Source organism: Lentibacillus amyloliquefaciens (assembly GCF_001307805.1).
In the GTDB taxonomy this organism is placed as follows: Bacteria; Bacillota; Bacilli; order Bacillales; family Amphibacillaceae; genus Lentibacillus; species Lentibacillus amyloliquefaciens.
This window is the reverse complement of the sequence record NZ_CP013862.1, coordinates 238,574-251,768: the sequence shown is the minus strand read 5'-3', so window position 1 is coordinate 251,768 and position 13,195 is coordinate 238,574. Positions and strand designations below refer to the sequence as shown.

At 41.7% G+C, this 13,195-nt stretch carries 11 protein-coding genes; 5 read left to right on the top strand and 6 right to left on the bottom strand.

Annotated elements, in window-relative coordinates; genetic code table 11:
• Window positions 1–140: 140 nt before the first annotated feature.
• The 5 genes from lpdA to AOX59_RS01210 form a co-directional block, all read right to left on the bottom strand.
• A complete protein-coding gene (lpdA, locus tag AOX59_RS01230) occupies window positions 141–1,547 on the bottom strand; it encodes a dihydrolipoyl dehydrogenase (RefSeq protein ID WP_068440695.1) in 1,407 nt (468 codons plus the stop codon).
• A gap of 3 nt (window positions 1,548–1,550) precedes the next feature.
• A complete protein-coding gene (locus AOX59_RS01225; protein ID WP_068440692.1) occupies window positions 1,551–2,855 on the bottom strand; it encodes a dihydrolipoamide acetyltransferase family protein in 1,305 nt (434 codons plus the stop codon).
• Between the two features lie 22 nt (window positions 2,856–2,877).
• Complete coding sequence (locus AOX59_RS01220) at window positions 2,878–3,855, bottom strand: alpha-ketoacid dehydrogenase subunit beta (protein ID WP_068440690.1); 978 nt, start codon at window positions 3,853–3,855, stop codon at window positions 2,878–2,880.
• Window positions 3,856–3,858: 3 nt separating this feature from the next.
• Window positions 3,859–4,941, bottom strand: coding sequence for a pyruvate dehydrogenase (acetyl-transferring) E1 component subunit alpha (gene pdhA / locus AOX59_RS01215; RefSeq protein WP_068440685.1), 1,083 nt, complete (start codon window positions 4,939–4,941; stop codon window positions 3,859–3,861).
• A gap of 521 nt (window positions 4,942–5,462) precedes the next feature.
• Window positions 5,463–6,197 carry a YkyA family protein gene (locus tag AOX59_RS01210; protein ID WP_068440682.1) on the bottom strand — a complete coding sequence of 245 codons (735 nt, stop codon included), beginning with the start codon at window positions 6,195–6,197 and terminating at the stop codon, window positions 5,463–5,465.
• Between the two features lie 260 nt (window positions 6,198–6,457).
• Here AOX59_RS01210 and def point away from each other — a divergent pair, with 260 nt between their 5' ends.
• The 3 genes from def to rnjA all read left to right on the top strand — a co-directional run bounded on the left by def (window position 6,458) and on the right by rnjA (window position 9,589).
• Window positions 6,458–7,009, top strand: coding sequence for a peptide deformylase (gene def, locus AOX59_RS01205; protein WP_068440679.1), 552 nt, complete (start codon window positions 6,458–6,460; stop codon window positions 7,007–7,009).
• Between the two features lie 693 nt (window positions 7,010–7,702).
• Entirely contained in the window at window positions 7,703–7,918 is a 216-nt protein-coding gene (locus AOX59_RS01200; protein WP_068440675.1) for a DNA-dependent RNA polymerase subunit epsilon, read from the top strand.
• 3 nt (window positions 7,919–7,921) lie between these two features.
• A complete protein-coding gene (rnjA, locus tag AOX59_RS01195; protein WP_068440672.1) occupies window positions 7,922–9,589 on the top strand; it encodes a ribonuclease J1 in 1,668 nt (555 codons plus the stop codon).
• 93 nt (window positions 9,590–9,682) lie between these two features.
• Here rnjA and AOX59_RS01190 read toward each other — a convergent pair whose 3' ends face one another.
• A complete protein-coding gene (locus AOX59_RS01190) occupies window positions 9,683–10,345 on the bottom strand; it encodes a potassium channel family protein (RefSeq protein ID WP_068440669.1) in 663 nt (220 codons plus the stop codon).
• 470 nt (window positions 10,346–10,815) lie between these two features.
• Between AOX59_RS01190 and AOX59_RS01185 the strand changes: the two genes are divergently transcribed.
• Together AOX59_RS01185 and AOX59_RS01180 are read left to right on the top strand one after the other, a co-directional pair.
• Complete coding sequence (locus tag AOX59_RS01185; protein WP_068440666.1) at window positions 10,816–12,165, top strand: cytochrome ubiquinol oxidase subunit I; 1,350 nt, start codon at window positions 10,816–10,818, stop codon at window positions 12,163–12,165.
• Complete coding sequence (locus AOX59_RS01180; protein WP_179946417.1) at window positions 12,162–13,175, top strand: cytochrome d ubiquinol oxidase subunit II; 1,014 nt, start codon at window positions 12,162–12,164, stop codon at window positions 13,173–13,175. Before AOX59_RS01185 ends, AOX59_RS01180 begins: the two co-directional genes overlap by 4 nt.
• The last annotated feature ends 20 nt before the right edge of the window (window positions 13,176–13,195 follow it).

The window sequence follows — 13,195 nt, the reverse complement described above, 5'->3', positions numbered from 1 at the left end:
TCCCGGACAGTCTTTTTAACGATAAGGCTGTTTTTTAAAAGAGGTTATTCAAAAAGGTTATTGCTAAGAAAGTATTTTTTTCTATTTGCAGACGAAAGAAACTCCCCAGGGGCGACCTCTGGGGAGTTTCAAAAAAATTATTACATTGTATGAATTGGTGTGCCCAATGCAACATCAGCTGCTTCCATTGTCACTTCTCCAAGTGTTGGATGTGCATGGATGGTTAGCGCAATATCTTCAGCTGTCATACCTGCTTCAATTGCCAACCCGATTTCAGCAATGACATCACTGGAATTCGGACCGACAACTTGTGCACCGATTACAAGTCCGTCTTCTTTTCTGGTAATAAGCTTCATAAACCCGTCTGTGCTGTTAAGCGACAATGCGCGGCCATTTGCACCAAATGGGAATTTAGATGCTTTAACATCGTATCCGGCATCTTTTGCATCCTGTTCTGTATAGCCGACAACGGCAAGCTCAGGATCTGAGAATACAACAGATGGTATAGCCAGATAATCAATCTCGGATTTTTCACCGCTGATGGCTTCTGCCGCAATTTTGCCTTCATAAGATGCTTTATGTGCCAAAGGCAGACCTTCTACAATATCACCAATCGCATAAATGTTATCAATGTTTGTTCGGGATTGCTTATCAGTTTTAATAAGTCCTTTATCGTCAACTTCGATACCCACTTGCTCAAGACCGATTTCTTCAGTATTTGGATGCCGGCCGACTGTAACGAGCACATAATCAGCTTCAATTGTTTCTTCTTTATCCTTGGCTTCATATGTTACTTTTACACCGTCTTCAGATTCTTCAACACCTTTTGCCATCGCACTCGTAACAACTTTAACATTTTTATTTTTAAGGCCTTTTTTAATTGGCTGTTTAAGTTGCTTTTCAAATGTGCCAAGAATCTCGTCCATTCCTTCAAGAATCGTAACTTCAGTGCCGAAGTTTGCATAGGCGGTGCCGAGCTCAATACCGATATAGCCGCCGCCGACAACGACCATTTTCTCAGGAATCTCCTGAAGATTTAATGCACCGGTGGAATCCAGCACACGATCTGAGAATTTGAAGTTTGGAATCTCAATAGGTGTAGAACCAGTTGCAATAATGCTGTTATTAAAAGTATAAGTTTGTGAATTTTTCTCATCCATTACTTTAACAGTGTTTTTATCAACAAAGTAAACTTCACCTTTTACAATATCCACTTTATTACCTTTAAGCAGACTTTCAACACCTGAAGTCAATTTATTGACGACTTTGCCTTTCCATTCCTGCACTTTGGAGAAATCCACTGAAACATTTTCAGTGGTAATTCCCAATTCTTCATTGCCGTGTGCGTGCTCTGTCTTATGACCGGCTTCAATCAGGGCTTTTGAAGGGATACAGCCGACGTTCAGGCACACACCGCCTAAATCACCTTTTTCTACAATGGTTACCTTTTGGCCTTTTTGAGCAGCCCGAATGGCAGCTACATAGCCGCCGGGACCTGCTCCAACTACAAGTGTATCTGTTTCAATTGGAAAATCTCCTACTACCATTATCTACGCCTCCATCATAATTAATTGTGGATCGTTCAGCAAGCGCTTGATCTGATTGAGTGCCAACTGCCCCGTTGCCCCATCAACAATACGATGATCAAAGCTTAGAGACACTGCCAATACAGGCGCTATAACAATTTCGCCATCGCGGACAATCGGTTTTTCCTGGATACGCCCGATTCCCAGAATAATAGCCTCCGGATAGTTAAGGACAGGTGTAAACCACTGACCGCCGGCAGAACCGATATTTGTAATCGTGTTGGATGCACCTTTCATTTCCTCAGGTGATAGTTTACCACTTCGGGCTTTTTCTGCCAATTCATTGACTTCCTGAGATATCGAAAATATTGATTTACGGTCTGCATCTTTGACAACCGGTACCATTAGGCCTCTGTCTGTGTCTGCAGCAATACCAATGTTGTAATACTGCTTATAGACGATTTCGTTTGTTTCATCATCAACAGCGGCATTTAATATAGGATATTTTTTCGATGCTGAAATTAATGCTTTAGCTACATATGGTAAATAGGTCAATTTAACCTCTTGTTCTGCAGCAACTTCTTTAAATCGCTTGCGGTGTGCCACAAGCTCGGTAACATCCACATCATCCATCAAGGTGACATGTGGTGCTTTCGTTTTGGAATTAACCATAGCATTTGCAATTGATTTCCTGATACCGCTCATTTTCTCGCGGGTTTCAGGATATTCGCCTTGTGGTGCTTGCGCAGCTGCAGGCTTCTGTTCACTTTTCTCTGCTTCAGCAGGCTGTTCTGCTTGCTGATCACCGCTTACGTAATTGTCCACATCTTCTTTTAAAATACGGCCATTTTTGCCTGAACCCTGCACATCCTGGATATTCACATCATTATCACGTGCATATTTTCGAACCCGTGGCATTGCAATCACACGTTTATCTGATGTAGATTCTTCCTTCTTGTCGTCTGATTCAGACATCTCAGTTTTTTCACCTTCATCAGCAGAACTCTCAGTTTTTTCCTCTGATTGATCAGCTTCTGAGGATTCCTGAGTTCCTTCCTCTTGCTCTTCTTCCTCGTCATCAGATTCATAGCCTTCTGCATCAAACGAGATGAGTGTATTGCCTACAACAGCCACTTCACCCTCGCCAACGTGCACTTTCGTTACGGTTCCGTCAACCGGTGAAGGGATTTCGACAACGGCTTTGTCATTCTGAACCTCACAAAGCACGTCATCCTCCTGAATTTCATCGCCTTCTTTAACGAACCATTTGGCGATTTCGCCTTCATGTATACCTTCACCGATATCAGGCAGTTTAAAGTTAAACGCCATAATGACGACCTCCAATCATTGATTAAAAGTTAATGACTTCATTCACTTTTTCGATTACATCTTTATGCGTTGGCAGCCACACTTCCTCTGCCTGTGAAAATGGATAAACGGTATCGGGCGCTGTTACACGCAACACCGGCGCTTCCAAATGAAGGATTGCACGTTCCTGGATTTCAGAAATGACATGTGCACCCACGCCTGCCTGACGTTGTGCTTCCTGCAGCATAACAACACGGTTTGTTTTCTTCACTGACTCAACAATTGTATCAATATCCACCGGAGAGATCGTGCGTAAGTCAATCACTTCCGTTTCAATATTATCTTTTTCCAGTTCTTCAGCTGCTTTTAGTGCCGTGTGAACCATGGCACCATATGCAATAAGTGTGACATCCTTGCCTTCACGTTTAATATCGGCCTTGTCCAGATCGACAGTGTAGGCTTCATCCGGTACTTCAGCACGGAATGAACGGTACAATTTCATATGTTCCATGAAAAAGACCGGATCATTATTGCGGATTGAGGAAATCAGAAGTCCTTTGGCATCGTATGGTGTTGATGGAACAACGACTCGAATGCCCGGTTGCTGTGCGATGAGTCCTTCCAGAGAGTCTGCATGCAACTCCGGCGTATGAACACCACCGCCAAAAGGTGTACGAATCGTAATAGGTGCAGGCTTCGTCCCGCCTGAACGATAACGTATGCGTGCTATCTGGCCGTTAATCGCATCCATTGCTTCATAAGTGAAGCCGATAAACTGAATCTCGGGTACCGGTCGGAATCCCTGCAGTGCAAGGCCAAGTGAAAGGCCGCCGATTCCTGATTCGGCAAGAGGCGTATCAAATACACGGTCTTCCCCAAATTCATCCTGCAAACCTTCTGTAGCACGAAATACGCCGCCATTTTGTCCAACATCTTCACCGAATACAAGCACATTTTCATCATTTTTCAGTTCATGGTGCATTGCATCAGTGATTGCCTGAATCATTGTTTTTTCTGCCATGATTTACTTCGACTCCTTTTCTTTGTATTCTTCCATTTGCTCCTGCAGGTTGTGTGGAAGTTCGTCATGCATGATATCAATTAAGTCGGTCACTTTTTGTTTCGGATAATTATCTGCTTCTTTAATAGCTTTTTTAATATCATCTTTGGCGTTTTCAATTGTTTTATTTTCTTCATCCTCTGACCACAAGTCTTTATCTTCAAGATATTTGCGGAGACGAACGAGCGGGTCCTTTTTCTCCCATTCATTGGTCATATCTTCAGTCCGGTAGCGTGTTGGGTCATCACCAGCCATGGTATGCGGACCATAACGGTAAGTCATCGTTTCAATCAATGTCGGCCCCTCGCCGTTAATAGCACGTTCGCGGGACCTCTTTGTCGCAGCATAAACTGCGAAAACATCCATGCCGTCAACGAGATAGCTTTCGACACCTGCAGCAACCCCTTTTTGGGCAAGCGTTTTTGCATTTGTCTGCTCTTCAACCGGAACTGAAATAGCAAACTGGTTATTTTGCACAAAGAAAATCGCCGGCGCACCATAAGCACCTGCAAAGTTGATGCCTTCATAAAAATCGCCTTGGGACGTCCCGCCGTCACCGGTGTATGTAACAGCAACAGCTTTTTTACCGCGTTTTTTAAGACCTAATGCCACACCGGCCGCTTGCGTAATCTGTGCCCCGATAATTATTTGCGGGCTCAGGCCATTAACACCTTCAGGGAACTGGTTGCCATGAAAGTGTCCCCTGGAGAAAAGGAAAGCCTGATACAGTGGAAGGCCATGCCATATCAGCTGTGGCACATCACGATATGCAGGAAGAATATAGTCCTCCTCCTCAAGCGCAAAGTGACTTGCTAGCTGAGATGCCTCTTGGCCTGCTGTAGGAGCATAAAACCCTAATCGGCCTTGACGGTTCAATGCGATTGAGCGTTGATCGAGCACTCTTGTATAAACCATTCGGCGCATCAGTTCTTTCAGATCATCATCTGAAAGATCAGGCATCCAGTCTTCATTAACTACCTCACCCTTTTCATTAAGAACCTGGAACATCTCGAACTGATTCTCGATACTTTCAAGTACGTCTTTCAAAATGGTCACCTCTTCCTTTCTGTATGACTGTTTATATTCTTTTTCTAGCCTTCCCAAAATATGAATAAACTGTACCCTTTTGCTCTAAAACATCTTCCCTTTTTTTATCAACAATAATCATATACCATACAAACTCTAAAACTGTTACATTCAATAAGCAAAATTTACTGGTACAATCCTTTATTCTTTTTAAAGTGTAGCCCACATATATTATTTGGTCAATTGTTTTGTTTAAGATTTTTTCATTTTTAAATAGGGATGACAGCGTTTACAGTAATTGCGGTCCTTTCACGGCATGAACTGTTATATTTTAATAAAAAAACTGTATTAATAAAAAGAAGAAGATAATGAAACATTGATTTTATAAGGCTTCCTTAGTTTGTGATGCATTTCTAACTGTCGTCTTAAAGCGACAAAATTTAAGTAAATTGCCTCAGGCGGTATGTAACTGCGCTTGCTGAGAATACACCGGAGTTTTAGACACATGTTTTTTTCTGACGTTAAAAAAAGAACCAGATGATCTATTCATCTGATTCCGTCTCTTCTGATTCACTTGTTTCTTCATTGTTATTATTTTCATTTTCTCCTGATGCAGGATTTTCTTCATATTCAACTTCAATTCCCGCAGCATTATAAAATTCTTCTTTTACCGAATTATATTCAGTGGTCAAATCATTGAATGTCTGGTTGGCATCCATGACCTTTTGATAGCTTTCATTCAATTTTTCGATATGATCTGTGAGCGTTTCCTGTTCAAGATCTTCTTCCTGAAGCATCGTATATAATTCCTCTTCAAGCGATAATGAATCAGAATACGCTTCATGAAGCTCATCATAGGCATTATAGCGATCCGTCATCGTACTGTACAGCTGATTTGCTTTTTCCTTTGCAGCCTCCTCTTCCAAATCACTAATCATATTCTCAATTTTTGAAAACTCTTCTCTGGAAGCATCGATACTTTCTTTTTCTTTCGTTATTTTATCTTTTCTTGTTTCAATGTTTTCAAGTGCCTGATTAGATAACTCTTTTATTTGATCGAACTCTTCCATGCTCAAATCAATAATTTGACTATATATATCCTGCTCTTCCTGCTCAAGTTCAACAATCTGTTTCTGCTGAGTTCCAAAAGTCTGTTCAAGTTTCACAGCTTCTTCGAGATGATTATAAACTTTTTCGGAAGTCGATGTTCCGCTGCAGGCAGAGAGAATTACAATGAGACTTATAAAACCTATCAATGATGACTTTTTCCATACCACTTAACATGTCTCCCCTCAAACGAGTTACAGAATTTACAATTCAGTATAACATATACAGATGGAAATCGGTTTTTCACTTAAAAATTTTTCTCGTCCTTCAGCAAATTTATGATGCTGTGAAACATATTATGTTAAAATACCATTATCAGAGTTGTTTAAACAAGGCAGAATGGAAAAGTGCCTTCATACCAACTGTAAGAAAACGAGTCGATACTGCACTTGTTGAAAACCTTCAGGAATAAGCTAGGGAGTGTCAAAGAATGATAACAATGGATGATATTGTACGTGAGGGACATCCTTCTTTACGTGAAAAAACAAAAGAAGTGCCAGTGCCCCCTTCTGAGGAAGATATAAAATTATTAAATGACATGCTGGACTTTGTCAAAAACAGCCAGGATGAAGAAATTGCACAGGAGTATAACCTAAGGCCGGGTGTCGGTTTGGCTGCACCACAGCTGGGTGTCAATAAACGAATGTGCGCTGTTCACTTTGAAGACTTAAAAGGAAAACGCTATAGTTATGGTTTGATCAATCCTAAAATTATCAGCCATTCAGTTGAACAGGCATACCTTTCAGCAGGCGAGGGCTGTCTTTCAGTGGATCGTGACGTCGAAGGGTATGTGCCGCGTCAGGCCCGCATCACAGTTAAGGCAATCGGCATCGACGGCGAAGAAATAAAGCTGCGGTTGCGTGACTATGCGGCCATAGTGGTCCAGCATGAAATTGATCACTTGGACGGCGTTATGTTCTATGATCATATTAATAAAGCAAACGCATTTGCCATCCCTGACAACGCCAGGTCGATTGACTGAAAATATATAAGCTCTTCTTAAACGGCAGGAATCTATATTCATAGGTTCCTGCATAATTTTTATTAAGACCACAAAAAATACCCGTAGAAACCAGCGATAAACAAAACTTTGAACACTTAAAAACAACTCTTTTTAAAATAATTGCAGTGTTTTTATTTCAAATTTGTTCAAACCGTATTATACTATAGGTAAGAGGGATTGGATCGGCAGAACGTTTTTATCGCTTTTCTTAAAAGTCTAAAAAGGAGATGTCCATCTCATGTTAAAACGCCTGAGAGAAAAGCTAAAAAAACGCTGGAAGGATTTTCTTGGCAGAGGACGTGTACCAACAACTTTTGAAAAGGAATATCACGAAGACTAACGCTATCTTGCAGGAAAGAATCGGGTGATGCCCGTTCACACGGAAAGCTTATCCCCTTCTTCTGATGGGAGGTAATGTTACCCGAGTGACCGGGCGATTGATCATGCCTGTCCGTTTATTTACTATGGAAGGCTTATGCATATCCTTGGTGGTTTCGGACAAATTCATTAATCTTGATAACGTTCGCTAAAGGCAGCACACGCGGATGACAAACAGTTCAATCCGCTGTTTAAACATGCTGTTTGCCGTTATTTTTAATGGATAACAAAACAATCATTGAACAGGAATACGGAAAATTAAACAGAATAAATGAAACGTTAGGAGAGATAATAGTGATTTTTAAAGTTTTATATCAGGAATTACCTGAAGAAATACCCGTTCGCGAGCGAACAAACAGTTTATATGTCGAAGCAGACTCCGAAAGAAAAGTACGTCAAAAACTGGCAGACCGCAACTATAATATTAATATCGAATATATCCAAAAATTGGATGATGCACATTTGGCTTATGAAAAACAATCCGATCAATTTGAAGTGGAGTCCGTCTGACGCATGAAGTTCGTCAAAAATGACCAGACAGCTGTCTTTGCATTAGGCGGTCTTGGTGAAATCGGAAAAAACACTTATGGTATCCAATTCCAGGATGAAATTATCCTCGTCGACGCAGGAATTAAGTTTCCCGAAGATGAATTGCTGGGTATCGATTATGTCATTCCCGATTACACCTATCTGATCCAAAACCAGGATAAAATAAAAGGATTGTTCATAACGCACGGACATGAGGATCACATCGGAGGGATTCCTTATTTGCTGCGTGAAATTAATGTGCCGATTTATGCCGGTAAACTTGCAGTCGGATTAATCCGTAATAAACTGGAAGAACACGGCTTGTTGCGAAATGCCAAGTTAAACACAATTCAAGAAGAAGATGTTATCAAATTCCGTAAAACATCCGTCTCCTTTTTCCGTACAACGCATAGTATTCCTGACTCATATGGTATTGTTGTTAAAACACCACCAGGCAACATTGTCCATACCGGTGATTTCAAATTTGATTTCACACCCGTTGGCGACCCTGCAAACTTAACCAAGATGGCGGAAATAGGCAAAGAAGGCGTACTTTGTCTGCTGTCAGATAGTACAAACAGTGAAATTCCAGGATTCACCATGTCCGAATCAGTTGTTGGCGAAAACATCCATGATATATTCAGCAGAGTCGATGGCCGTTTGATTTTTGCAACATTTGCATCGAATATTTATCGCTTGCAGCAAGTTGTCGAAGCGGCGGTTAAACATGACCGTAAAATTGCTGTATTCGGTCGTAGTATGGAATCTTCCATCCGTATCGGTCAGGAACTTGGATATATCCAGGCGCCTAAAGATACATTTATCGATGCGAACCAGATCAACCGTCTGCCTGCCCATAAAGTGACCATCCTGTGTACAGGCTCACAGGGGGAACCAATGGCCGCACTGTCCCGGGTAGCCAATGGCACACATCGCCAAATCCAAATTATACCTGGTGATAAAGTGGTCTTTTCATCATCACCAATTCCTGGAAACACCGTGAGTGTCAGCCGAACTATCAACAAGCTTTATCGTGCCGGAGCAGATGTTATTCATGGGCCATTAAGCAATATCCACACGTCAGGCCATGGCAGCCAGGACGAGCAAAAACTGATGCTCAGACTGATGAAGCCAAAATATTTCATGCCGATCCACGGCGAATATCGTATGTTAAAGGAACATCTCAAACTTGGGGAAGCATGCGGCATTGATCCGAATAACTCTTTTGTCATGGACAATGGTGACGTTTTGGCACTGGGGAGTGACAATGCCATGATTGCCGGGAAAACCCCATCGGGATCCGTTTACGTAGATGGGAGCGGCATTGGCGATATTGGGAATATCGTTTTGCGTGACCGCCGAATTCTATCTGAAGAAGGCCTTGTCATGGTCGTTGTCAGTATCAACATGAAAGAATTCAAAATAGCATCAGGACCTGACATCATCTCGCGCGGCTTTGTTTATATGCGGGAATCCGAAGATTTAATTAACGAAGCCCAGAAACTGGTCGCAAAACACTTGGAAAAAGTAATGGAACGCAGAACAAGTCAATGGTCTGAAATCAAAAATGAAATAACCGATACAATCGCACCATTCCTCTTTGAAAAAACGAAACGCAGACCAATGATTTTACCGATTATTATGGAAATATAAAGACAAGAACAATTGGAAAAAAGCTAATAAAATGGGCATGAAAAGTTAACTTTTCATGCCCATTCTTATGGGAAATACCTCCCTATTTCATGTCTAATCAATAACAAGATGCTTTTCAAATCGTGATATATCTTTGTCAGCCCCGATAACAATCAGGATGTCTTCCTCTCTAAGCACCTCCTCAGCTGCCGGAGAGACATTAATGTCTTTATCACGCTTAATCGCTACAATGTTGCAGCCATAATTTGCTCTGACATCCAGATTAGCTAAGCTGTGGCCGCGCATCTTTCCGCCTGCTTTCACTTCAACAATGCTGTGATCATCTGAGACCTCCAAATAATCCAAAATATTGTTGGATATAATATTATGTGCAATCCGCTTTCCCATATCCCGTTCGGGGTGAACCACCTGATGGGCACCAATTCGGTTTAAAATTTTCTCATGATAATCATTTTGAGCTTTTACCGTTATTTTTTTAATGTCAAGATCTGTTAAGACGACTGTCGTTAATATACTCGCCTGAATATTGTCACCTATCGCGACGATTACGTGATCAATATTTTTGATGCCTAATTCGTTTAAGGTTGCTTCATCCGTCGAATCAGCCATAACAGCATGGGATGCAATATTTTTAAATTCATTTATTCGATCCTCATCTGAATCAATGGCCAGAACTTGTCTGCCTTCTGCACTGAGTTCTTTACAAATACTGCCGCCAAAACGGCCTAAGCCGATTACTGCATAGTCTCGTTTCATCCCTGTTCCTCCATAAAGCGATTTTGTTCACAGTTTATCACAATGTGTCAGTTCTGGCACTAATTTGCAGACTAATTTTCTACTTGCTTTGTAAAGATATTGAGACAAAGGTTTCACTGTAATGTCACAGATACCTGTTTGAGGTTGAGTTGATGTGTTTTATACTATCCATATAGGGAAAACTACCTGTTGGACGTATGACTGGAGATAATTAGTAAAGCTGATTTCTAAAAATTATTGTTTTTGACTCAAAATCCATAAACTGCGACGTAACTTTAGGTGTAAGTTGGTGTATCGTCTACCGCTCCGGAAATACACTGCCCGCAGCGGAAATCAATCCTGTCATACGTCGCAGTTTACATCGACTGCGAGATTGAATCGCAACAAGATTGACGAAAAGAGCCAATTACACAATCCGAAATTATAAATATGACATTTGCGATGCATTTCAATTAAGGAGGCCTACATAAATGGAGTTAGATACAGTTCTGATGAGCAGATTGCTTACTGCTATGACACTTGGGTTTCATATTATATTTGCAACACTGGGCGTTGGTATTCCCCTTCTTATTTCCATTGCCGAGTTTATAGGAATTAAAAAGAAAGATCCGCATTACCGGATGCTGGCCAGACGCTGGGCCCGCGGATTCGTCATATCAGTAGCCGTTGGTGTTGTTACCGGAACGGCTATCGGTTTGCAGCTGTCCCTGGTATGGCCCAATTTTATGCAAGTGGCCGGAAACGTCATCAGCTTGCCATTATTTATGGAAGTTTTCGCATTTTTCTTTGAAGCGATTTTCCTCGGCATCTATTTGTACACGTGGGACCGGTTCAAAAACCAATATATCCACTGGTTGTTCTCACTTCCAATTATTATTGGCGGCGGATTTTCAGCCGTCTTTATAACAATGGTCAACGCATTTATGAACACACCTGAAGGATTTGCCGTAGAAGATGGTGCATTTACAGCGGTTAACCCGCTGGCAGCCATGCTCAACCCGGCAACCCCAACCAAAGTGTTTCACGTTTTATCTTCGGCATATTTAACATGTGCCGCTATACTTGCTGCTATAACAGCTTTTATGATCTTGAAAAAGAAAACGAGCGACTATTATAAAAAAGCATTGAAATTGACGTTGACATTGACGTTCATCTTTGCTGTTGTAACAGCAATCGCTGGTGATTCATCAGCCAAATTTCTTGCAGAACACCAGCCGGAGAAACTTGCCGCAGCAGAATGGCACTTTGAAACCGAAGAAGGTGCTGACCTGATTTTATTTGGCTGGCTGAACGATGCACATGAAGCAATCGGAGAAATCCGAATCCCTAATTTCTTAAGTTTTCTCGCGTATGGTGATTTCAACGCAGAAGTGACAGGACTGGAAGAAGTGCCTGAGGAGGAGTGGCCGCCGCTCTGGGTCCACTACATGTTTGACCTGATGGTTTCCATTGGTTTCCTTCTGCCGGCGATAGCATTATTATATTTCTTCTTAAGCAAACTGAAAAAACGTAATGAACACAATAAAGGAATGCTTTCACTCATCGTATTGAGTGGTCCATTAGCCATGCTCGGAATTGAATTCGGCTGGATTTATGCCGAAGAAGGACGACAGCCCTGGATTATAAGGGGATATATGACCGTGGAAGAAGCAGCTACTTCCTCCCCGCATATTGGGCTGATGTTTTTCCTTTTCCTTGCCCTGTATATCGTACTGGGTACTTTATCCATTGTGACACTGCGTAAAATTTTCAAGGATAACCCGGCTGAAGAAGAATTGGAAAAACAATATCCATCTGTGAAAAAGGGTGATGAATCATGAGTTATGAAATAATCGGCATCACTGTATTATGGATTTTCCTGTATGGTTACCTGATCGTAGCTTCAGTTGATTTTGGTGCCGGCTTTTTTGCCTATTACGCTAAAGTCACCAAACAGGATCACATTATCAATCAGCTTATATCACGGTACCTCTCGCCCGTCTGGGAAGTGACAAACGTCTTTTTTGTTTTCTTCTTTGTCGGTATTGTCGGGTTCTTTCCGGATTCCGCCTATTATTACGGATCAGCTCTATTAGTTCCCGGCAGCATTGCCATTATTTTGCTGGCCATTCGCGGCAGCTTCTATGCATTCGAAAATTATGGCTCCAAACAAAGTATAGTTTATACATTTTTATATGGGGCTACCGGTCTCTTGATCCCGGCATCCTTATCGGTGGCCCTGACATTATCCGAAGGCGGGTTTATCGTAGAAAAGAACGGTGTGGTTTCACTCCAGTACCAGGAATTGTTTACAAGTCCCCTGTCATGGAGTGTTGTGGGCTTATCTATTGTATCGGTTCTGTTTATCAGTGCAGTCTTTTTAACGTTCTACGCAAGTCGTGCCAAAGACTATCCGGCACTGAACCTCGTGCGCAAGTTTGCCCTGTTTTGGAGTACACCATCCATCATTGCTGCATTGACCACATTTATCTTTTTGAGTCAGCATAATGAAAGACACTATCAAAACATGCTCGATTTATGGTGGATGTTCGGGCTATCAGTGGCATTTTTTATGGCAGCAACATGGCTGCTTTATCTCGGGAAAAACTACGGTCTCGCATTTATCAGTGTCATGCTGCAATACTTTTTCGCCTTTTTCGGTTATGGGATAGGCCATTACCCGTATATCCTTGATCCTTTTATCAGAATATACGACGGCGCCACCCACCCATCAATGGGAATAGCGCTTGTGGCGGCATTCATCGGTGGCCTGCTGCTCTTAATTCCATCATTGATCCTGTTAATAAAGCTATTTTTATTCGATGCTGAGTATGTAAAAGGGAAAAAATAGCTGTTACGATATCGTTCTTA

Bases quoted from the DNA above. Each gene is read 5' to 3' on its own strand.
- lpdA (WP_068440695.1), bottom strand. From the start codon at position 1,547: ATGGTAGTAGGAGATTTTCCAATTGAAACAGATACACTTGTAGTTGGA.
- AOX59_RS01225 (WP_068440692.1), bottom strand. From the start codon at position 2,855: ATGGCGTTTAACTTTAAACTGCCTGATATCGGTGAAGGTATACATGAA.
- AOX59_RS01220 (WP_068440690.1), bottom strand. From the start codon at position 3,855: ATGGCAGAAAAAACAATGATTCAGGCAATCACTGATGCAATGCACCAT.
- def (WP_068440679.1), top strand. From the start codon at position 6,458: ATGATAACAATGGATGATATTGTACGTGAGGGACATCCTTCTTTACGT.
- rnjA (WP_068440672.1), top strand. From the start codon at position 7,922: ATGAAGTTCGTCAAAAATGACCAGACAGCTGTCTTTGCATTAGGCGGT.
- AOX59_RS01190 (WP_068440669.1), bottom strand. From the start codon at position 10,345: ATGAAACGAGACTATGCAGTAATCGGCTTAGGCCGTTTTGGCGGCAGT.
- AOX59_RS01185 (WP_068440666.1), top strand. From the start codon at position 10,816: ATGGAGTTAGATACAGTTCTGATGAGCAGATTGCTTACTGCTATGACA.
- AOX59_RS01180 (WP_179946417.1), top strand. From the start codon at position 12,162: ATGAGTTATGAAATAATCGGCATCACTGTATTATGGATTTTCCTGTAT.